Origin of the sequence: Streptomyces filipinensis (assembly GCF_014649495.1) — a bacterium.
Lineage (GTDB): Bacteria > Actinomycetota > Actinomycetes > Streptomycetales > Streptomycetaceae > Streptomyces > Streptomyces filipinensis.
Genome location: NZ_BMTD01000002.1, coordinates 1 through 21,142, shown reverse-complemented (window position 1 = coordinate 21,142; position 21,142 = coordinate 1). Strand labels below are relative to the sequence as shown.

General features: G+C 69.2%; 20 protein-coding genes and 2 pseudogenes. 12 read left to right on the top strand and 10 right to left on the bottom strand.

Annotated elements, in window-relative coordinates; genetic code table 11:
• Nucleotides 1–21 precede the first annotated feature (21 nt).
• From IE244_RS05140 to IE244_RS05125, 4 genes are all read right to left on the bottom strand, one after another.
• Entirely contained in the window at nt 22–1,383 is a 1,362-nt protein-coding gene (locus IE244_RS05140) for an FtsW/RodA/SpoVE family cell cycle protein (RefSeq protein WP_191871450.1), read from the bottom strand.
• Between the two features lie 71 nt (nt 1,384–1,454).
• On the bottom strand, nt 1,455–2,705 hold the full coding sequence (locus IE244_RS05135; protein ID WP_191871449.1) for an ATP-binding protein: 1,251 nt from the start codon (nt 2,703–2,705) through the stop codon (nt 1,455–1,457).
• Nucleotides 2,702–3,436, bottom strand: coding sequence for a hypothetical protein (locus tag IE244_RS05130; protein WP_373305708.1), 735 nt, complete (start codon nt 3,434–3,436; stop codon nt 2,702–2,704). Before IE244_RS05130 ends, IE244_RS05135 begins: the two co-directional genes overlap by 4 nt.
• Nucleotides 3,437–3,546: 110 nt before the next feature.
• Complete coding sequence (locus tag IE244_RS05125) at nt 3,547–4,056, bottom strand: protein-tyrosine phosphatase family protein (RefSeq protein ID WP_191871448.1); 510 nt, start codon at nt 4,054–4,056, stop codon at nt 3,547–3,549.
• 100 nt (nt 4,057–4,156) lie between these two features.
• On the opposite strand from IE244_RS05125, the gene IE244_RS05120 reads away from it, so the two are divergent.
• Nucleotides 4,157–4,960, top strand: coding sequence for a nuclease-related domain-containing protein (locus IE244_RS05120; RefSeq protein ID WP_191871447.1), 804 nt, complete (start codon nt 4,157–4,159; stop codon nt 4,958–4,960).
• A gap of 21 nt (nt 4,961–4,981) precedes the next feature.
• Here IE244_RS05120 and ligD read toward each other — a convergent pair whose 3' ends face one another.
• Nucleotides 4,982–5,869, bottom strand: coding sequence for a non-homologous end-joining DNA ligase (ligD, locus tag IE244_RS05115; protein ID WP_191871446.1), 888 nt, complete (start codon nt 5,867–5,869; stop codon nt 4,982–4,984).
• A gap of 143 nt (nt 5,870–6,012) precedes the next feature.
• Here ligD and ku point away from each other — a divergent pair, with 143 nt between their 5' ends.
• Nucleotides 6,013–7,077, top strand: a complete 1,065-nt coding sequence (ku, locus tag IE244_RS05110; protein ID WP_191871445.1) for a non-homologous end joining protein Ku — start codon at nt 6,013–6,015, stop codon at nt 7,075–7,077.
• 191 nt (nt 7,078–7,268) lie between these two features.
• Here the strand turns inward: ku and IE244_RS05105 are convergent, their stop codons facing one another.
• The gene (locus IE244_RS05105; RefSeq protein WP_191871444.1) at nt 7,269–7,556 is read right to left on the bottom strand and encodes a hypothetical protein; all 288 of its coding nucleotides are present in this window, start codon (nt 7,554–7,556) and stop codon (nt 7,269–7,271) included.
• A 472-nt stretch (nt 7,557–8,028) separates the two neighbouring features.
• Here IE244_RS05105 and IE244_RS05100 point away from each other — a divergent pair, with 472 nt between their 5' ends.
• The gene (locus IE244_RS05100; RefSeq protein WP_191871443.1) at nt 8,029–8,394 is read left to right on the top strand and encodes a hypothetical protein; all 366 of its coding nucleotides are present in this window, start codon (nt 8,029–8,031) and stop codon (nt 8,392–8,394) included.
• A 179-nt stretch (nt 8,395–8,573) separates the two neighbouring features.
• Entirely contained in the window at nt 8,574–8,954 is a 381-nt protein-coding gene (locus IE244_RS05095; protein WP_191871442.1) for a hypothetical protein, read from the top strand.
• 159 nt (nt 8,955–9,113) lie between these two features.
• Here IE244_RS05095 and IE244_RS05090 read toward each other — a convergent pair whose 3' ends face one another.
• The gene (locus IE244_RS05090; protein ID WP_157857829.1) at nt 9,114–9,263 is read right to left on the bottom strand and encodes a hypothetical protein; all 150 of its coding nucleotides are present in this window, start codon (nt 9,261–9,263) and stop codon (nt 9,114–9,116) included.
• A gap of 346 nt (nt 9,264–9,609) precedes the next feature.
• Here IE244_RS05090 and IE244_RS05085 point away from each other — a divergent pair, with 346 nt between their 5' ends.
• On the top strand, nt 9,610–10,359 hold the full coding sequence (locus IE244_RS05085; protein WP_191871441.1) for a hypothetical protein: 750 nt from the start codon (nt 9,610–9,612) through the stop codon (nt 10,357–10,359).
• A 133-nt stretch (nt 10,360–10,492) separates the two neighbouring features.
• On the opposite strand, the gene IE244_RS05080 is transcribed toward IE244_RS05085, so the two are convergent.
• Nucleotides 10,493–10,876 carry a hypothetical protein gene (locus IE244_RS05080; RefSeq protein ID WP_191871440.1) on the bottom strand — a complete coding sequence of 128 codons (384 nt, stop codon included), beginning with the start codon at nt 10,874–10,876 and terminating at the stop codon, nt 10,493–10,495.
• Nucleotides 10,877–11,038: 162 nt separating this feature from the next.
• Nucleotides 11,039–12,550 carry a metallophosphoesterase family protein gene (locus tag IE244_RS05075; protein WP_191871439.1) on the bottom strand — a complete coding sequence of 504 codons (1,512 nt, stop codon included), beginning with the start codon at nt 12,548–12,550 and terminating at the stop codon, nt 11,039–11,041.
• An 85-nt stretch (nt 12,551–12,635) separates the two neighbouring features.
• Here IE244_RS05075 and IE244_RS05070 point away from each other — a divergent pair, with 85 nt between their 5' ends.
• Nucleotides 12,636–12,842, top strand: a complete 207-nt coding sequence (locus tag IE244_RS05070; RefSeq protein ID WP_373305707.1) for a hypothetical protein — start codon at nt 12,636–12,638, stop codon at nt 12,840–12,842.
• Here IE244_RS05070 and IE244_RS41745 read toward each other — a convergent pair.
• Nucleotides 12,828–13,163: pseudogene (locus tag IE244_RS41745) on the bottom strand (hypothetical protein); the annotation flags it as partial. The gene IE244_RS05070 and the pseudogene IE244_RS41745 sit on opposite strands and share 15 nt — an antisense overlap.
• Before the next feature lie 1,199 nt (nt 13,164–14,362).
• Here IE244_RS41745 and IE244_RS05065 point away from each other — a divergent pair.
• From IE244_RS05065 to IE244_RS05045, 6 genes and pseudogenes are all read left to right on the top strand, one after another.
• Nucleotides 14,363–14,845, top strand: a complete 483-nt coding sequence (locus IE244_RS05065) for a hypothetical protein (protein ID WP_191871438.1) — start codon at nt 14,363–14,365, stop codon at nt 14,843–14,845.
• 398 nt (nt 14,846–15,243) lie between these two features.
• Nucleotides 15,244–15,852: a hypothetical protein gene (locus IE244_RS05060; RefSeq protein ID WP_191871437.1), complete on the top strand. Its 609-nt coding sequence runs from the start codon at nt 15,244–15,246 to the stop codon at nt 15,850–15,852.
• A 557-nt stretch (nt 15,853–16,409) separates the two neighbouring features.
• Nucleotides 16,410–17,210 (top strand): transposase family protein, encoded by an 801-nt coding sequence (locus tag IE244_RS05055; protein ID WP_191871436.1) that lies wholly within the window; start codon nt 16,410–16,412, stop codon nt 17,208–17,210.
• Between the two features lie 59 nt (nt 17,211–17,269).
• The gene (locus IE244_RS05050; protein WP_191871435.1) at nt 17,270–18,439 is read left to right on the top strand and encodes a hypothetical protein; all 1,170 of its coding nucleotides are present in this window, start codon (nt 17,270–17,272) and stop codon (nt 18,437–18,439) included.
• A 1-nt stretch (nt 18,440) separates the two neighbouring features.
• A pseudogene (locus IE244_RS43115) lies at nt 18,441–18,734 on the top strand (transposase family protein); the annotation flags it as partial.
• A gap of 805 nt (nt 18,735–19,539) precedes the next feature.
• Nucleotides 19,540–20,538 (top strand): DUF1259 domain-containing protein, encoded by a 999-nt coding sequence (locus IE244_RS05045; RefSeq protein WP_191871434.1) that lies wholly within the window; start codon nt 19,540–19,542, stop codon nt 20,536–20,538.
• Nucleotides 20,539–21,142 lie beyond the last annotated feature (604 nt).

The window sequence follows — 21,142 nt, the reverse complement described above, 5'->3', positions numbered from 1 at the left end:
CGTGGAAGCCGCCGTACTCGCTCACAGGGCCTCCCGGCCGTCGTACTGGCTGCGCGCCGAGTCGCTCACCCGGATCAGCAGGGCCACGATCGCCCAGTTGGTGACCACCGAGGAGCCGCCCTGGGCGAGGAACGGCATCGCCATACCGGTCAGCGGGATCAGCCCGGTGACCCCGCCCGCGATCACGAACACCTGCAGGGCCAGGATCGAGGCGAGCCCGACCGCGAGGAGCCGGCCGAAGGGCTCCCGCAGGGCCCGGCCCGCCCGGTAGCCGCGCTCCACCAGCAGGGCGTACAGCAGGATGACCGCCGCGAGCCCGGCGAGCCCCAGTTCCTCGCCGGCCGTGGCCAGGATGAAGTCCGACTTGGTGGCGAAGCCGATGAGGATCGAGTGCCCGAGGCCGAGCCCGGTGCCGAAGACCCCGCCGGCCGCGAAGGCGAACAGCGACTGGGAGAGCTGGTTCGGGCCCTGGCCGGCCTCGATGGTGGCGAAGGGGTGCAGCCAGTCCTCGATCCGCTGGTTCACATGCGGCTCAAGGCGCCCCACGGCGACGGCCCCCAGCACGGCGAGCAGCAGCCCCACCGCGATCCAGCCCGTGCGCCCCGTGGCGACGTACAGCAGCACCACGAACAGCCCGAAGAACAGCAGCGAGGTGCCCAGGTCCCGCTCCAGGACCAGCACCCCGACGCTCAGCAGCCAGATCGTCACGATCGGCCCGAGCACCCGCCCGGTCGGGAACTGCAGCCGCCACAGCCGGCGGCCGGTGTAGGCGAGCGCGCTGCGGTTGGCCGCCAGATAGGCGGCGAAGAACACCGCGAGCAGCACCTTCGCGAACTCGCCGGGCTGGATGGAGAACCCGGCGATCCGGATCCAGATACGGGCGCCGTTGACCGCCGGGAACAGGATGGGCAGTGCGAGCAGCCCGAGCGCGGCGACCACGCACACGTACGAGTACCGCTGGAGCACCCGGTGGTCGCGCAGCACCAGCACGACGGCGATGAACAGCCCGACCCCGAGCGTGGACCACACCAGCTGGGCAGGAGCCGCCTGGTCGGCCGGGGTCTCCCGGTCCAGCCGGTAGATCAGGACCAGCCCCAGCCCGTTGAGCAGCACCCCGATCGGCAGGAAGAGAGGGTCGGCGTACGGCGCCCGGATGCGCACCGCGAGATGCGCGCACAGCGCGAGCACCGCGAGCCCGGCGCCGTAACCGGCGGCGCCCGGCGGAACGGTGCCGGTTCGCGCGAGACCCACCGCGCAGTAGCCGTACACCGACAGCAGCACGGCCAGCAGGATCAGGGCGAGCTCGATGCCACGGCGCCGGGGGAGGCGTACGGCGGGTGCGGGAGTGGGCGCCGCCGCCACGGTGGTTCCGGCCTTGGTCATGCCCGGAACCTACCCAAATGGGGCGTCCTGTGCTCGGGGCACCCCGCGACGCGCCCGAGATCCCGAGCTCTCTACCGGCCCTCGGTCACCGGCAGGATCAGCGTGGCGACCGCGCCCCCGTCCACGGCGTTGCCGAAGACCAGCTTCGCCCCCAGGACCTCCGCCTGCCCCAACGCGATGGTCAGCCCGAGCCCGTGCCCGGTCGCCCCGCCCTCGGTGCGGAACCGCTGCGGCCCGTGCGCCACCAGGTACTCCGGATACCCGGCCCCGTGATCACGTACGGTCACCACCGCCCCGTTCACCGTCACCACCACCGGCGGTGCCGCGTGCCGGTGGGCGTTGGCCACCAGGTTCCCCAGCACCCGCTCCAGCCGCCGCCGATCGGTCTCCACCCGCGCGTCGGTCAGGACCCGCACCTCCGTGTCGGTGCCCGAGGCCCGTACCACCCGCCGGGCCAGCGCCCCCAGCTCCTCGGTGTCCACCTCCAGCTTCTCCCGGCCGGTGTCCAGCCGGGAGATCTCCAGCAGGTCCTCGGTGAGCGTGCGCAGCGCGGCCACCCGGTCCCGCACCAGCTCCGTGGGCCGGCCGGGCGGCAGCAGCTCCGCCGCCGCGTGCAGGCCGGTCAGCGGCGTGCGCAGCTCGTGCGCCACGTCCGCGGTGAAACGCTGCTCGCTCAGCAGCTTGCTCTGCAGACTCGACGCCATGGAGTCCAGGGCCGCCGCCACCGCGGCCACCTCGTCCTGCGGACGGGACGGGTCCTTCGTGCGGGGGTCGCCGACGCGCGCGTCGAGGTCACCCGCGCTGATCCGCCGGGCCACCCGGGCGGTGCCGTGCAGCCGCCTGGTCACCCGGGTCACCGCGAACACACCGACCAGCACCGTCGCCCCGATCGCGAGCCCGGACGACCACACGATCGAGTTGTCGAGCCCGGCGATGGTGCGGGCCTGCTGCGAGTAGTCGACCGCCACGGCGAGCGCCCGGTGCCCGGCCACCGGGCCCGCCGCCCACATGGTCGGCCGCCCGTCGTGCGCGGAGACCATCGTGCCCCGCCCGCCGGCCACCGCCAGCTTCCGCAGCGGCGCCGGCAGTCCCGCGGGGTCGACCCCGGCGTTCGGCGGCAGCGCGTCCCCGGCCTCGTACGCCTGGGTGGCGTCCGCGAGCTTGGACAGGGCCAGGCCGCGGGCCTGGCCGACGGTCTGGTTGGTCACCGAGACGTGCACCAGGACGCCGAGCAGCGCGGCCAGCGCACAGCTCATCACCGTGATGAACGCGGCCGCCTTCACGGCGAGCGCCCCGGCCCACTGGGGCAGCGCGAGCCTCATCGCGCGCTCGCCGAGGGGGAGGCGGACGGCGAGGGCGAGGGCTTCTTGGCGTGCCGGCCGTCACCGGTGTGCAGGTACTCGTCGCGGGAGAACACCATGGCGCGCTGTCCCGGATCCCACACCCAGGTGGTGCGGTACTCGTAGCCGGAGATGTCGGCCGGCGAGCGCTCGATCAGCGAACGGCCGGCGAGCTCCACGCCGAGGATCGCGTCGTTGTCGGCCAGCACCTGCACCAGCCTGTGCTTCTCGACGGTGTAGACCCGCACGGCCGTCTGGTTGGTCGGGTAGAGCCGGAAGCCGAGCGTCATGTCGTCCCGGCCGTCACCCGTGAGGTCCCGGTAGTACGGCTTCAGCAGCGGGCAGCGGGCCCGGTCGCCGCCCGCCCGGCAGTCCCCGAGCCGGTCCACCGTCCCGTGGTACGCCCCCTTCGATCCGTAGTCGTCCGGATGCGCCTCGACCTCGGCCTCGACCACGTCCACCGGGTCCACCTCGCGGATGTCGTCGCCGGGGACCGTGATCCCCTTGACGACCTCCCGGGTCGCCACGTCGTAGGGGTAGGCCGGGCTGGACGCCGGGCGCAGGTCCGGCCAGAGCTTGGCGGGGCTGACGGCGGTCGGGGTGGCGCCCGCGCCCCGCAGCCCGCCGGTGTCACCGCAGGCCGTCGCCGTCGCCGAGAGCAGGGCGACGGCGACCGCGGTGACGGCGGTGCGCGCTGGACGGCGGGCTGACACGATGCTCCTGGGGCGTCGGGGTCGGTCGGGGCCCCGTACACCTTATGTGTAGACGAGGAAATTCGTATTAAGTCCTTTTTGCACCCGTCGGAGTGGTGCTGGGAGAGAGGCTACTCGGCCAGTTCCTCCAGCAAGCGCACCGTCCACAGGCCCGCGCGCAGGTACTCCACGAACAGCTCGTTGTGCAGCGCCCACGCCGAGCGCCGGGCCCGGATCAGCTGGATCACCTCGTCCGGCGAGGCATGCCCCCGCTGGAGCAGCGCGTGCGCGACGACCAGACCCGAGCGGTTGTACCCGTGGTAACAGCGGACGAGCACCCGGCGCCGGGCGTCCAGGGCCTCGTTCGCCGCCCGGGCCAGCCGGATCACCCCGGCGAGCTGCGTCCCGTCCAGCGGGCCGTCCGGGATCGGCCACACATGGTGCTCGACGTCCGGATCGGGGCCGTACCCCGGCAGCCGCAGCAGCGTCTGCACCACATCGAACTCGTCCCGTACGACCGCAAGCTCCGGCCGCCCCGCACGGCCCCGGAACTCGTGCCCGCCCATCCACAGACCAGGCACGATCTCGTTCCACGGGCTCTCCGGAGCCGGTACGTCGGGCTGCTTTCCGCGGATCCGCAACGGCGCCTCCCCAACTCCCCCTCGCGGGGCCGCCCTCCACGGTAACCGGTCTTGCCCCAGGAGCACCCCGCCTGTTCCCATGGTCAAGGGGTGATGGCGCATGAGCGCACTGCGCGTGGTGCCGGCCTATCGGCACGGGCAAGAACGGCTGTACGTCTGCCGCCCGGACGGATCCAGCGTCGCCTGGTACGACCGCGACACCGGCCGGGTCAATCTGCTCGCCGAGGACAGCAGGGACGACGTACTCGAAGCCCTGAAACCGTTCCTGACCGGCCCGGTGACCGTGGGCCCGCCCCCGGTCCCCACCCCCGCGGAACTGGCCCGGCTGGCCCTGCACCCGGACGACGACCTCGCCCCCAACCGCCCCGGCGAGGCCCTGCTCGTCGCCCTCGACCGCGACCCCGGCCCCGCGCACCGGCTGCGCCCCGACCCGCGCCGCCGCGCCCTGACCGCCGAGGAGACCGTCGGCAGCGCCCTGGACGCCCTGGAGGGCGCCGGCTGGCACGCCCTGCACTCCCTCCCCCTCCCCGGCGGCGACCGCATCCATCATCTGCTGCTCGGCCCCGGCGGCCTGTTCGCCGTGCACGCCCTGTACGCCCGCAAGGCCCGGGTCCTGGTCGCCGACCCCATGGTCACCGTGGGCCGCCGCGAGCCCGAACCGCTGCTGCGCCGGCTGCGGGCCGCCGCCGACCGGGCCTCCCACGCCCTGACCGCCGAGGTGCGCCCGGTGCTGGCCCTGGCGGGCCCGGCCGAACTGACCGTGACCGCCCCGCCCCGGGCGGTACGCATCCTCCAGGACACCGAGCTGGCGGGCCTGGCCCGGCTGGGCGGGGTGCTGAAACCGGCGGACGTGGAGGCGCTGCACGCGATGGCCAGGGACCGGAACACCTGGGGGAGGGTGTAGGCCCCGGGAGGGGGCCCCGGGTCAGGGCAGGGGGGTCGCCGCGCCCGGTTCCAGCAGCGGGGCCAGCAGGTCGCCCAGATCCTGCAGGCGCGGGGCGATGTCGTTCGCCCGGAACTCCAGCTGGGCGGGGGCGTGGCAGTCGGCGACCTCCTCCCACGTCACCGGTGCCGAGACCAGCGGAGCCCGGCGGGCGCGCACCGTGTACGGCGCGGCCGTGGTCTTGCGGGCCGCGTTCTGGCTCCAGTCGACGAACACCTTCCCCGGCCGAAGACTCTTGGTCATCCGGTGCACCACCAGCCGCGGCATCGCCCGCTCGGCCTCCACGGCGAGCGCCTTGGCGTACTCACTGGTCCGTTCGGACGAACCCCCGCGCACCGCCGCCAGCAGATGCAGCCCCTTCGACCCGGCCGTCTTCGGATACGCCTCGATGCCGTCCGCCGCGAGCCGCTCGCGCAGCCACAGGGCCACCTCGCAGCAGTGGACGACGGTCGCGGGAGCGCCCGGGTCGAGGTCGAAAACCAGCCGGTCGGCCTCGTCCGGGGTCTGCACCAGCCACTGGTGGGTGTGGAACTCGGTGACCAGGTTCGCCGCCCAGACCAGCGTCGGCAGATCCTGCACCACCACCATCCGGGCCGGACCGTCCGCCGACGAGCGCGGCACCTCGGCGGTCGTGACCCACTCGGGTGTGCCCGGCGGCACGTTCTTGGTGAAGAACAGCTGACCCTCCGGGCCGTCCGGAAAGCGCAGGAAGGACACGGCCCGGTCGCGCAGATGCGGCAGCAGCACGTCGGCGCTGGTCGCGTAGTAGTGCACCAGCTCCGCCTTGGTGAAGCCGCTCTCCGGATACAGCACCTTCTGCAGGTTGCTGAGCGCGACCCGCCGCCCCTCCACCTCTGTGATAGGCGTCATAAGATGACAATCCCAGAAAAACCGTCGGAATCGGTGCAACCGGTGTCCGGGCAGTCCCGGCAGTCCGGTGGTTCCGGCAGTCCGGCGGTCCCGGCGGTTCTGTCAGCCCCGGCAGTCCCGGTTTCCGAGGAAGGGTGCGGCACGTGCGATCCATCTGGAACGGCGCCATCTCCTTCGGCCTCGTCAGCATCCCGATCAAGCTGGTGAACGCCACGGAGAGCCACGCGATCTCCTTCCGCCAGATCCACACCGAGGACAACGGGCGTATCCGCTACCGCAAGGTGTGCGAACTGGAGGAACGGGAGGTCGCCCAGGCGGAGATCGGCAAGGCGTACGAGGACGCGGACGGCACGATCATCCCGATCACCGACGAGGACCTGTCCCACCTCCCCATCCCCACGGCCCGCACCATCGAGATCGTCGCCTTCGTCCCGGCCGACCGGATCGACCCGCTCCAGATGGGAGCGGCGTACTACCTCGCGGCCAGCGGCGCCCCGGCGGCCAAGCCGTACACCCTCCTGCGCGAGGCCCTCAAACGCAGCAACAAGGTCGCCATCGCCAAGTACGCGCTGCGCGGCCGCGAACGCCTCGGCATGCTGCGGGTGGTCGGCGACGCGATCGCCATGCACGGCCTGCTGTGGCCGGACGAGGTCCGCGCACCCGAGGGCCTCGCCCCGGACGTCCCCGTCACCATCCGCGACAAGGAACTGGACCTGGCCGACGCCCTGATGGACACCCTCGGCGAGGTCGACCTGGAGGACCTGCACGACGAGTACCGCGAGGCACTGGAGGAGGTCATCGCCGCGAAGGCCTCCGGCGAAGCCCCGCCCGAGGCCCCGGCCCCGGCCGCCGGCGGCAAGGTGCTGGACCTGATGGCGGCCCTGGAGAACAGCGTGCGGGCGGCCCGCGAATCCCGCGGCGCGCCGCCCTCCGGGGCGCAGGCCGAGGTCAGGTCCCTGCCGCCGCGCCGCTCGGCACCGAAGGAGACCGGGGGCAAGAAGTCGACGTCCACGGCCAGGAAGACGGCCGCCGCGAAGAAGACGGCACCGGCGCGGAAGTCCACGTCCAAGGCGGCCGAGGGGGCGAAGAAGACGGCGGCGTCGAAGCGGACGGAGACGGCGGCTTCGAAGAGGACGGCGAAGAACTCCGAGAGCACGGCGAAGAAGACGTCGCCGAAGAAGACGACGTCCCGCAGGAGAACGGCCTGAGAGCGAGGCCGGAGCGCGGACTGCGGAACCGGCCGGCTGGTCGTCGAGCTCCGGAGGGCCGTCGAGCTCCTAGGCGGCGTTGCGCCACACCTTCACGTCCAGCGTCGCGGACGTCGTCCCGGACGAACCCCGGTACGTCACCAGAGCCACGTGCCCCGTCCCGCTGATGACGCACATCTGCTGACCGACGGTCAGGTCCCGGACCCAGAGGCAGCTCCTGTAGCCGGTCGCCGCCTCGCACACGTCCAGGCCCCCTGCCGGCCCACGGGCGACAGGGCGAGCGAGCTGCCGGAGGTGGTGCCGGGCGCGAGGACGGCGCCCGAGGAGTAGACGGCGTAGGCCATATCCTCGTCGGAGGTACCGCTGTCCGCCTTGGCACGCACCGGGGTGTCCGCCAGGTACAGGTCGTGGCTCTTGGTCATCAGGATCCCGGCGTACGTCACCGGGACCGGGGCCGTCGGCGCCGCGGACCTGCTCACCGCGGCGCTGGCCGCCCCTTGCCACGGCCCTTGCCGCCCGCGGCCACCGGGGTGGTGTGCGCGCCGGCCGGGTCGTACGGCCGCGGCCCCGGCCCGCCGACCGGAGCGTACGCACCCGGCACGGCGGCCGCTCCCATGACGAAGGGGCCGGGCAGCACGGCGTGCGAGGGCGAGGTCGGGGCGCAGGGCGCCGCGGGCCCGAACTGGTAGGGGGCGGCTGGTGGGGTGGAGCCTGGGCCGGCGGGTGGGAAGGTGCCGGGGGCGCGGGGAGTGCTGGAGGCGCCGGGGGCGACAGCGGGCGCGGCCCTCTACCACGCGTGCTCCGGGGACTGCTGCATTGGCGGCACCGATGTCACCGGGTCGGAGGAGCGCGCCCCGGCCCGCCGAGCCGGACACCCCGGACAAATGTGACTATCACCCCAAGGTGACGTAGCGACTCCAGGCCGTCACCACAGCTGCCAGGAGGCCCCCGATGCACCTCTCCCTGAAATGTCTGCTCGGCGCTGCCGCGGTGGTGGCCACGGGCACCACGGCCCTGCTCGGCACCGGCGCCGGCACCGCCGGCGCCGCGGACCGCGCGCACTGCGACCGCGCCGAACGAGCCGTGTGGACCGACGATCCCAGCCGTAACGTGACGGGCCACCACTGCACCATCCCGACCGGCAAACGTTATTGGTACACCGTCGAGATCGACACCCTCGTACAGCCCCACCACACGACGGACTACCTGAACGGAACGGTCGACCGTACGGAGACCACGCACAACAGGACCATCAGATGCCTGGGCTACACCTCCGACCACGACACGGTGAACTGGTTCGGCTGCGTCCCCGACTGACAGCCGGCCCGGTATCGCCTGCCGGTGATGCCGCCCGGCGGCACCGGAGTGAACTCTGGGCCAAGGCGGGTGTGCACTCAGCGCTAACGACATTCCGGCAGGAGCGCGAGATCCTTTCACGTGAAGTTCGATGAAAAGGGGGAATTCGCGTGCGTGTGACTCGGAACAGACTTCTGGGTGTGGCACTAGCCGCAGTGACAAGCGTCGGGATTGCAAGTTCGCCTGCATTCGCGGGCGTCAACACTCCTCACTCATACGGGTACGGGGCGTGCAGCCGGACCTCGGAGGGCTGGTTCGTCGCCGATGGGGACTCCTTCTACCTGAGGGACACCTGCGCCGACAACTTCTCGGCGGCCCTCGAAGTCGACGTCGCGCCGCTGAAGGGTGATGAAGGCTATGACTTCATCGTCTGGAACAACGGCGGACGCGGAACCATCCAGTTCGAAAACAGCCACAATTTCCCCGAGGGGCGAAAAATCTGCGTCAAGGCCGGCATCGGCCATCCCCAACCCGGCGGGGAAATGGGAGGGTACGGCCGATGGGAATGCGGTGAGACCTGATGTGAGCGACCGATCCCCGGACGAGACCGGTCCGGGGTGACCCGGACGCCGGCGAACAGCGGCGTTCGGGGGAGAGTCCGAAGGCGGGCCGTGGGGCGTAGAAGCCCACGAAGCCCATGGCCCGCCTTCGGCCGCTCAGAGCCTCACCGCCACCGGGCCTCACTCGGTCAGGAACTTCCTGAGGGTGAACCCCAGGGTGGCAAGACCGATGAAGGTGGCACCCCCCGCCCCGAGCGAGGCGTACGCGGGTGCTCCCGCCGACCAGAAAGCGGCCGCGCTCAGCATGGCGACGACGAGCGCACCGAGCATGATGACCGCAGCCCAGAGGCCCCGGAGCGATGAGTCGTGGCTGGACAACCTGTATCAATCCCCTCATCAGTGGAATCGCGGCAGCATCCCGGCGGGCCGCTCGACGATCTCCTGCTTGGCTGAGGCGATGCTGGCAGGCAGAAAACAGCAGGTCAAAATGGGTGAATGTTGTTCGTGAAGGACACATCTGACGGCACTGACGGAGCTATCTTCCTTTGTGCTGCAGAGCTCCACGCTCCTGCTGTAGTCTCTCGACTGCCGTGACGGAATCCATAGAAACTCCTGTTACCCCCGTGTACCCCTGTAAGTCCCATATCCCGGGCTCTCCTGCAGGAAGGTAAAAGACGTGCCGCTCGATGGACGTCAGTCCGAGGCGCTCGGCTACCTGCGGGGGGCGGCGGACAAGGCGAAGAGGCGGGGGCACATCCCGTTCCCGCCGGCGTTCGTCATAGCGTCCGAGGACGACGACACGCCTCCGCCGCTCGCGCGGCTCATCCAGGGCGGGCGTGGGGGCATGGTGCGCCTCCGGCTTTACCTGTGCATCACCATGATGGCCACGAAAGAGCCCTTCGACCTGCGGAGACCGCCGGGTCCGAACGGCTGGGCGCAGATGCTCGCACTCGACCCGAAGACGGGACCGAGGCGCGTCGCCAGCAACTTGAAGTGGCTGGAGGAGAACAAGTTCATCGACCTCCAGCCGCAGTGGGGGCGGCCCTCGGCGATCACGCTGCTGAGTGCCACCGGCGACGGAGGGGTGTACACGCAGCCAAGGGACGAAGGCCGGTACGTCGGCATGCCGGTGGAGTTCTGGACGCGCGGTTGGCTCCTCCAGCTGTCGCCGACGGCGACGGCCCTCCTGTTTGCCCTCAGGGAAGCCCTCGGAGGCCACTCGGAGCCGCGATACCTCCACACGGCGAAGCGTCAGCGATACGGCCTGTCCTCGGACACGTGGACCAAGGGCCGCAAGGAGCTTGAGGCGCAAGGCCTGTTGACCGTCAAGCGCGAGCCGCAGGGCGACTTCTACGACTACACGCGGCTGAGAAACGCCTACCAACTCACCGTGGAACGGCTGGACGATTCCCCCTCCTGGTCGTGACGGGCCGAGACCTGTCGCGACCAGGTCAGCGCGTATTTTCTGCAGTCGCTTACTGGGTGTTTCTGACTGTCATGCTTCCGATCTTTCTTGTGGCTACCGCCGGGCGGAGTGATCGCCAAGCGCTCCCCCGGCGTCACAGCCGCCGCTTGTCTCTGAGGTAGGGGAGCACCAGAAACCGCGGCCTGTTGAAGATCCCGATCAGGAGGATCAGCAGCCAGCACAGCAACATCCCACCGATGGACACCGCCGAAATCCCCGACCAAGGCTCGGCCGGTTTCTGTGTCCGCGTGACTGCGAGTCCCACGACCAGCGCGATCACCATGACGGCCATCAAAACGAAGCTCGCCGCAACGACCACGACGCCACGTGTGAGGGCCCATCCGGGCGCCCCTCTCACACTGAACGATTGCGCGGCATCGGGAGCGCGCTCAGGATGTCCCCAGAGCCGGACGGCCACCACGACGTACCGGACAGCCAGCGCCACGAACAGGGCTAGCGCAATGAAGCCCCCGATCACCTGCGAACTCCGCTCATCTGTCGGCCTCACACAGCCGGCTCAGCATAGAACCTCAGCTCATCGGCGGGACAGCCATGCACATGAGTTGTTGCCTCCGGCAGTAACCACTCCGAGCTCCCATCCCGTACACCGTCGACCCACACACCGTGGAGCGGGCGTGGTTCATGGCGCCCAGGTGGAGCGCGCCGATGTACGAACGACCTGGACGCCATGGGCCGCGTCTGCTCGGCTCTGCCTGGGTCGATGGCGTACGGGATGGGAGCCCCCCAGCATCTGCCGCGACGGACCTGGGTCGGCGACGGCGCCCCTCCATCCCGGTGCCGGCCGATCCCCCGCCGGAGGCGGGTGGGGGCCGGACGCGGGGCCAGCCCGCGCCTCGCGCGGGCACTTGAACCCGTAGGGAAAGTTGTAACTCAGTCGGTCGCGTGGGGCGTGTCTTGTCTCGGTGGTGCTTGCCGCAGTGGCTTCAACGGCTGCCACCGAGCTGATCTCGATCGTGGCCCACGCCTCAGAGATGAAGGGAGGTTGGGGCCTCAGCTGCAGGTGCCGCTGCCGGAGTCGCTGTACTGCAGCGCTGCGGAGTCGAAGCCGGGGCCGGGCAGGACGGGCTTGTAGTCCCAGCTGTAGCTGTTGGGCTTGAGGGTGAGCCTCATGACGCCGAAGGCGCTGGCCTGGGCGGTGACCACGTTGGGGTTGTCGTAGTTGCCGGGCGAGCCGGCGAGGGTGTCGAGGGCCTCGCCGCCGGAGCCGACGATGAACTCCGGGATGCCGTGGGTCGGCCGGGCGCAGCCGGGCGTACGCGTGCTCGTGACCGTTGAGGACGAGCGTGGCGTGGTGCTGGTAGAGGAGCTTCCACCACGCGTCGGTCGCTGCGCCCTCGGCGCCACCGGCGCCCGGCGCGGACGCGGGCACCGTGGCGGTCGAGGCCGTCGTGGCGCTGAAGGTCGCCTGGTGCCAGTACGCGATCGTGCACTGACGCTTGTTGGCGGCCAGGTCGTTCGAGAGCCACTGGGTCTCCTGGCCGAGGAGGCCGCTGTCCGTCGTGGAGCAGTCGTGGTTGAACGCGTCGGAGTTGCACTCGGCGTTGAGCGAGACGATGTGCCAGTTGCCGAGGTTGTAGGAGTACCACCCCTGCTTGTCGGCGGTGTCGTCGCCGGCCTGGCCCTGGGTCTCCGGCGTGCCGGCCTGGTCGTGGCCGTTGAAGTAGCCGAAGTATCCGGCACCGTTCTGCCCGGCCTCGTTGTCGCCCTTCTTGGTGTACGGGTAGTACTCGTGGTTGCCCGGCGCCGGGCGTTCGAGCATCCTCAGGCCGCCCCATGCCTGCTCGAAGGACTGCTCGAAGTCGGTCAGCTTGCCGACCTGGTACTGCTCGTCGCCCAGCAGTGCCACCGCGTCGGGGTGCATGCCCGTGGCCTGCTTGGCGGTGGCGAACTCGGCGCTCATGCCGCCCAGAGTGGGGCTGCCGCATTTCAGCGACGCCGGGGTGGCGGCGTTCTCGGCGTCGTCGGGCTCGCAGGCGATGTCGCCGACAGCCGCCAGGGTGTACGACGCCGCGCTGTGGTGGGCGTAGGGCCAGTCGCTGTCGCTCTGGTTCGCGGCGGCGACGGCGGTGCCGGTGACCGCGAGGACTGCCAGGCCGACAGCTGCGGAGGAGAGCTTGGTGACGCGTCTCATGTGCGGTGTCCTTCCACGGCGGGAGTAGCCAACGCACGTTAGGCAGTCGATCTATCAGTTGACACAAACACGTTCCAACGGTTCGGTGAACTCCGTTCGTGGCAGGGCGACCACGGCATCCCTGCTGTGCGCGGCCACAAGGTGGCCGTCCGGCCGGCCTGCCACCGCAGTTGCCCCGCCCGCCGAGAAGATCGTCGAGCGGCCCGTCGGCAGCGTCGGCGGCTTCATGGGAGCCGAACAGCTCATCCAGCTCGGCCGTGGCTATGCCACCAGGGCGTCACCGTCCACCTGAGCGAGGACGTGATCCGCGTCCTTTGCCGGTCGTGAAGTCGTGTGCGCGGGCTGGCAGCTCGACGCCTCGTCGGTGGGCGAGCGGCACGAAGAGCACTGGTCGAATCGTCCAGGTGATACGAGTGCTGGCCTGGGTGACTGACACAGTGCACGGCTCGGCGCGCAGGAGAGCTCTCCTCGTCTCGATGCGACCGTTGTACAGCCATCCCCACGCCTCGTCGGATGCGTCCGGATCGAGCGCCGGCGATATCGTGCGGAGTGCGCCCGCGACCCCTCTGTCGGCCTGGGGCGCCGAGTAGGCGTCGATGGAGGCCCGGAGCGAGGCGTAGGCCACGTGGTGATCTCGATCGCCCTACGGCTGATCAGTGCTGGCCGTGATGGCGCCGGCCGGCACGAGTGGCATCTGTCTGTCCGCGGGCGACCACTGGCGTGCCAGGTCTCGCAGAGCCGGCAAGGCTGCGTAGCTTGCTGGGTAGACGGTGCCGTGATGGCACAGCCGGCCAAAGCGCGGTCCAGCCTGAATCCTTGGGGGCCCTGCTCACTGCGCCGAGCAGGCTCGGAATGTCTTCTGCCGTGCCGTAGGCGTGGTGGAGCTGGGACCAGTCCGTCACGCCAGCGATCCAAGCAGTCGGGTGCCGCGGACTCCACGGCTGGAGTCGCGCCAGTTGCCCTGTCTTCGAGACGAGTTGAGCCGAGCGCCGGAAGGGGGCCGCGACCTGCGGCGATGCTCCAAGATCCCGTCCACGCCTCGTCCACCGACCCCGAGACACGGCCGCTTCGGGCGGCATACGCCTGCACAAACGCGAAGACCCCGGCCTCAGCGATTCCGCTGGTGACGAGGTCTTTGGACACCTCCTGCTGGGTGCACCCAGCAGGATTCGAACCTTCGCACACGGCTGCGGAGTGAATGCGGAGATCACCCCTCACACTCCTCTGACCTGCGGCGGAGCGTGTCGGAGGCGTCCACGACACGGAGTGTGTCGGAGGTGTGTCGGACGGCGGACGCCCGATGATCCGCGCATGACCCGATGATCCATGCATGAAGCGAGCCTCCGACAAGACAGGCGGAGGCCTGCGACCTTGCTGCTCGCCACACCGGGGAACCATGACTACCCGCGGGGGCACCGTTGCCGGTCCACGGGCGCCGGCCGGGCGGTCCACGGGCGAATCCCAGGTCCCAGCTCGGTGAACAGCGACCTTGCGATGATCGCCTTCTGGCGAAAGCTTGCAACTTCTGGCGGCAGTTGTCGCGCAGTCCTGCGGCGGGGTGGGGTCAGAACTCCTGGTCGCCCCCGTCCGCGGTTCCCCACCTTCGTGTCGACAAGCGGCAGCGGCGCATCAGAACTAGGCTGAGGAGAAGGGAGGGGACCGAGGCCCGTACAAGCAGGGCCCGGTCCGGGGTGATCAAGCACTCAGGCGCCCGCTGCGGTCGTGTCATGCCCGGCGCACGGGACTGCTCCGTCACAGGTGCTCCCGCACAACCGCAAGTGGGTTCCCATCACAGGAAGGACGGTGGGAAGAATGACCACGCTGATGTTGCGCAGAACGGTGCCCGTGGTCTTCTCTTGCGCCGTTGCCATCGGCATGACGACGGCCCCCAATGCCGGTGCCGCATCCGCGACGGCCGTCGACGTGACCAAGCAGGCGTGCTACGAGACCGACGGCTACCCGCCCGATGGCGGCAGAAGCACCGGCGAGGATCCGGTCCGGTACAAGTGGGACAACACTCCCTACATCGGGGCGCGGTACTCCTCATGCGGCAGGGTCGCCAGGATCTACTACGGTGGGTACACCACCAACACCACACATTACAACGTCCGTTGGGCACCACCGGGGGGCAGCTGGCGCCAGACCGAACTGGGCCCGGGTGCGCGACAGGTGTGGACGATCTCCGCTGCTTGGGGCGACTACAACTTCATGGTCCAGGCATGCAACCGCGGTGGAATCTTCCAGCAATCGCGATGCACCAACTGGTCGCCGCAGCTCTACCTCAACACGCGATGACGCCCAAGTAGTTTCGGCGTCACTTCGGTCCACCGGGCAATAGCCGTACAGGGCGGGACATGAAGACGCGGATGCCCTCCGAGCTGCGACGATGGGACTTCCCAGGGTTCCATTTCCACAGAATCGGAGTGCATCCGCGAGATGCACCCATGCCGCTGCGTTCGATGACACGAACCCGATCGCGGAGGCCGGAATGGTCCCGGTGATGCGACTCGCCGGGCGGTGCGGGCCCGTCTGACGGCGGACAAGGTGAAGCTGAGGGGGATGTCGCACGGTGTGGCCGGACCGGGCTTCCACCCGCAGGGTTTGACGATTCGCTGGCGAAGCGGACGAGGGAACCGTAGCGACCTCGGAACTGTGGAGGTATGACTATGTTCAGGCGATTTACAGCCCCGGCGATGGTGGTTGTCGCCGGGATCGGTGGCGGGCTAATTGCACCGTCGGCCGCCAACGCTCAGGACTATGGGCCCAACACCTGCAGACAGGGATATGTCTGGAGGGCCGCGCGTGCCAACGATCTCGTGTGCGTCACACCGCAGACGCGTACGGACACCGCCAACGACAACGCTCTGGCCCCTGACAGGACTCTCGCGAACGGCTACTGCAAGCAGGGCTATGTCTGGCGTGAGGCATGGGGCTCTGACGACCTCACCTGCGTCACCCCGCAGACCCGCGCGCAGGCGCGATACGACAACAGTCAGGCCGATGATCGACGGTTGGCGGTGCGGCTGTGGATCAATACGAACAGCGGCACCCTCAAGGTCAGCGGCGACCACTTCAACATAGACAGCCGGGTCCGCATCGTGGTCTCCGGCGCGGTCAACAGGTCCTGGACGGTCACGGCCGCCAGGTACTCCGGACACGCCGGCGGGAGCTTCGGATTCGTCCCCGGCTTTCCCGGACGGTGCGCTCCCGGCAACCCGAACGCACGTCTTCGCGCAGTCGATCTGACGTCGGGTCGAAGCACGGCCAGCGTCCCGTTCGTCTACTGCGTCAGGATTGATTAGTGGGAAAATCGCTCGGCGGGGTGCGGCCGCTGCCGGCCGCACTTCTGCCCGTTGCCGGTACCGCCCCTGCCGACACCCCCGGCCACGAAGTACCCCTTCCCTGACATCAGGCGGCCGAATGCTGTGCGGCGGCACGTGCGCTGGCCAGGCTGGAGCGGGACGAAGGCAGGAGCGCGGACCGGCCCCACCACCCCCGGCGATGGTGCATCGGGCGCCTCCGTGAAGAGCTTGATCAAGCAGGGTGGTCATCCACGCGTGATGACCCCTGAAAACTTTGGTCCACTGTGAGCCCGCCATGCCTTGCGCTGAGGGTGGGGCTCCACAGGTGCAGGCGACTCCCTCAGGCCCTCTCGGGGCGCCTGCTTGCCGAAGAGTGTGTCGGGGCTGTGTCGCGGACCGTGAGAGATAACGAGAAAGGGCGGGAGTCAGTGAGCCTTTTCAGTGCGCCCACCGATCGGGTGACCTCAACACGGCGAGCCGGGGTCCCGCAACGCACGAGGCTCCCGTGCCGTTGAGGGAGGTGTTCGGCATCTCAACCCACCGGCACAGGAGCCTCGTTGGTTCCCTATCCTGCCGCACTCGACCTGCCCCACGCCCTGGTCGAGCAGGTCACGATGCTCATCGTCACTCGTGAGGGTGACCGTCGGCGCAAACTCCCGCCGCACCAGCGCGCGCTGGTGGCGCTGGTGTACCTGCGTACGCACGACACCCTGGCGCGGATCGCGGCCGGCTTTGGGATATCGGTCGGTACCGCCCACGCCTACGTCACGGCCGTCGTCGGCCTGCTCGCCGACCGCGCACCTGGCCTGCTGAAAGCCTTGCGGGAAAGCGGCCCGGACTTCGTTCTCCTCGACGGCACCCTCGCCGAATGCGACCGCGTCGGCGACAGCCGCGCCGACTACTCCGCCAAGCACCGCCGCCACGGCGTGGCTGTCCAGGTCGTCACCGATCCCGCTGGCACGGTGCTGTGGATCTCACCCGCGCTGCCGGGCTGCACCCACGACCTGACCGCAGCCCGCACCCACCACATCGTCCGGATCTGCGAGCGGCAGGGCGTCCCGATCCTGGCCGACCGCGCCTACCAGGGCACCGGCCCGCACGTCACCACCGGGCAGAGACGGTCACCGGGCGGGGAACTCAACCCCACCCAGCGCACCGTCAACCGTGCCCTCGCCCAGGCCCGAGCCCCCGCCCAACGCGGCATGGCACAGCTGAAGTCCTGGCAGATCTCCCGACGATCCCGCATCAGCCCCAACCGCATGACCGTCATCACCAAGGCCGTCCTCACCCTGGAGAGGCAACGCTGGAAGACCAGTGACTACTCCAGTCGACGGGAAACCATCTCTCGCGGTTGCTGATGCAGGCGAGAATCTCGATTTCCTTGTCAACTACGGCTCGTGCAGCAGACGATGAGGGCATGGACGGGGAGACGGCCAGGCGCATCATCCGGTCCCAGGACGAGGACGTTCGGGCACGACTGCGACAGATGCTGGCCGAGCGCGGCCGTAAGGCTCAGGCCGTCGCGGCAGCCCTCCGCCCGTGGCGGCACGGTTCAGCCACCACCCTCTTCACGGGACGCGCAAAACCCGAAGCTCTCCGCGCGCTCGCCGATGCAAGCAGATGGGCATCTGCCAACCGAGGACTGCCGGGAGGGCTGCGTTACATGATCGCGGTCTCCGGCCACGAGTACGGCAGCCTCGGCAGCTCCGAAGTGGACCTTCACTACGAGGCGCGGGACCTTGAACGCTTCCGGCAGGGAGACGCCGACGCCGCGAGAGCCATCGAGGACGTCTATCTCCTGGCCGAGCAGATAGCGGAGAACTGCCGGGGAGCACGGATAGTCGGGTCGGCGCTCGACATCCCAGATGAGTTCCACCCGCCCCGGTACGGGCAGCTGCTCGAGGGAACGCTCGCCCGGCTTGTCGCTGAAGATCTCGCCGACCACATCAACACAGGTCGGGCACTGGAGGAGCGGCTGACCGTTGGTGGGGTCGGGGAGACGACCGTGCAGTCCTGGCGCGCGAAGGTGTTGGAGTCGACCGCCATCCCTTATCTACTCGGCTTTATGGATCTGACCCGGGGCCTGGGAGCCTGTGAGAGTCCGGTCGTCACGGATCCGGTGGTCTTGAGCCGGGCCTATCTGGCTCTTGGGCTTGCCTACTTGGAAGAGGTGCAACAGCGCATGCCGGACTATGCCGAGGCGTCGGGGCAATCAGTGCCCGAACCCCGCATCTCGTTGTCCTTCAGCGGGGGGACCTTCTACGGCGGTCAGTTCGCCGCACAGATTGCGAACATCGACTCCACGATCGCGGGTGTCGTTCAGCACGGCAGCCCAGATGTGGCCGAGGCTTTGAAGGAGTTGGAGCAGGCCGTGCTGCACCAGGCCGGCCTGGACGAAGACGAGCGGCGGGACCTGCTCGACAATGTCGGGTATCTCGCCGAGGCCGCGCAGACTCCTTCTGGACAACGAAACCGTGGAATCATCAGATCGGTACTCTCGTCCTTGACAGTTGCGGCAGCCAGCGGCGAGGAACTGCGCCGGGCCATGGACGCCTGGGGCGGAGTGCTTCACGGCCTTCTGCCCTGAAGGAGGGCGTCTCGGCCGCGGCCACGACCTGACCGCGCGTGCCCACCGGACACCGGATCTGCGAGTGCCAGGAGTCCCGGCCCTTGTCGACCGTGCCTACCTTGGCGCCAGTCTGGTGACGGCCCCCTCAGACGCCCGCCGGGCCGTGATCTCACCGGAACAAGCGAACCCACAACCGCGCGCTGTCCGCGGCACAAGCCACGCCGGTCGAGCGCGGCGTCGCACGACTGATGGCGAGTTCCGCAGGGCCCGGCGCAGCCCGAATCGAATGTCGTCAATCGCCACGGCTGTCCTCGCCCCGGGGGAGGCAACGCTGAAAAGGCTCAGTGAGACTGACTTCCGCCCTCTTCTGTCGGCATCCGCCCTGGTCAGCGCCTGATTCCTGCCGATCCTCGGCGAGTGCCCCCGGCAGGATTCGACGCGCAGGGGAGGGGGCGGGAGGCGACGACGTGAGGGGCTGCCACACCCCGGGTGTTGCAGCCGATACTCAGGTCGGACAGGTGGGACACCGGCGAATCTCGCTGTCTCACCCATTTATGCAGGTCAGCGCTCTAACCGGACAGTCGGACACCTGGGACGCTCCCCATGGCGCTCGACGTCGGCCAAGGGCCATCCTCGGAAGCTGGAGGCAGTGAGCCGCTGCACAAGCCAGATCGCCGTAAGGCGAGACCAGGTGCAGTCGGCCGACTGCCGCTTGAGGAGCGAGGTTGGGCCAATGCTCGGGTGATCAGCGGCTATGCCGTCTTGGGCGTGTCTGGCGCTGAGTGCCGGGGCGTACTGCGGTTCCCCGTGAGTCCCCGTCCGTTCTGGCACGAGAGTGGCACGGCCCGGGGACCACGCCACAGACCCTCGATGCGAACTACAGGCACGACGGTCGCTGAGGCCAAGCACGCTGGTCACGAGGTCGCCGGCGGTTCGCGTCGATCGACCGCGGTCGGTGTGGTTGCTGTACTTCCCTACAGCACAGACCGGCCGCCCACGGTCCCTGCTTACGAGCGAGGTGGGGCGTCCGCTGGGTAGCCCAACTGGTGGGATGTAGCTGTGCCGATCAGCGGTCGACGCGCTCTTCCGTGCTTCCATCGCGTCAGGAGGCGTAGCGCATGGACGATGAGCGAGAGCAGGACACCAGCCCCCGACTTACCGCGTCCCGGCGCGGTGTGCTGGCCGCGGTAGCCCTTGCGCCGGCATTTACCAGCGTGCCAGCCCGGGCCCACGCCCTGTCCTTCGGACCTAAAGGCCGCGATCTGGTCGAACCGGTGATGACCAAGCCGGCAGACTGGGCGGACGTGGGTAAGGCTCTTGGTCGCCCCGGTGACATGCGGCGGTTCATGTACCACACGGCCTTTCCGCGCCGAGACCTCACTGTCTTTTCCCAAGGCATCCTGATCAAGCCTGCCCTCGCCCTAGGCACGCATGTGTCCTTCGTCCGGTACGCAGACCACAGTGCGCTCATGATAGGGGACTTTGTGGTCACCGAGCGTGAACTCCAGCATTTCTGTGACGTCCTGCAGGGTCGGGGGATCATGCTGACGGCCATCCATAAGCACCTGCTGGCCCATAGTCCGGATGTCTGGTGGGTTCACCTGCATGCTCACGGCCACGATCCGGTCGCCGTTGCTCGCGGTCTACGTGCGGCATTGGACTGCACCAGCACCCCGCCTGCCGAACCCATCCCCCTCTCGCCGTCGGGCGACCTGGACACTGCCTCGATCGATGCCGCCATGGGCGTCAAGGGGGCTGCTAGCGACGAGATCTACACGTGCACCTATGTCCGCCGGGAGACCATTGCCGACGGCAATTTGGCCTTGCCTCCGGGACTGGGCGCCACCACCTCCGTCAACTTTCAGCCGCTCGGTGGCGGAACGGCCGCGGTTAGCGGTGATCTGGTCATGATCGCCAACGAGGTTCAGCCCGTCCTCGTGGCCTTGCGGCGCGGCGGGGTCGAACTCGTCGAGGTGCATCACCACCACCTCAACGACGAACCTCACCTGTTCTTCGTCCACTACTGGGCTGTCGGCGATGCCGTCAGGCTCGCCGCGGCCATTCGCCGGGCCGTGGACGTCACCAACGTTGTGCCGATGCCTGCAGCGGGACTCTAGTTTTAGTTTGACAGACTCGCATAAAGCTCTAATGGCGAGGTAAGACGCTGGGCGGTTTCTCATGGCCGAGCGTCCTGGACGGGTCGGCATGTGGTGATCCGTAGCCGCTCCTGAGGCCTGACCTCTCAAAACAGAGTCGGCCCCATATGCCTTCCCGCCACCCCCGCTCGCACACAAACAGCGGCATCGTTGGCTCTCGTGGTCCAAGCCGCCGCCAGGGAACACCTCTAGCCGCTCGGCGAACGCCCCAGTTCTGCAGCTGACCGAGGCTCCTGGCGACCGCTGGGATTAGGAACGGCTAATCGGATGACGGGCCCTGAGCCCTGCCATTAGGGAGACGCGCGACCCCGCGACGGCGACGACCTCACATCACCGGCCCCCCCAAGGGCACCACCATGACCAGCGTGTTCTGCGGTATCGGCTGGGCCACCGACCACCACGACATCGCACTGCTCGATGCCAGGCCGCAGCTCAGGCGCGCGGTCACCTAGCCTCTCTCCTAAGACGTCGTTTCTTATGGCGTGATCGTTCGTTGAACCGTGCATGACGGATCTGGTTGAGCGGTTGGTGCCGGACGAGTTATGGGTGCTGTTCCGGCAGGTGG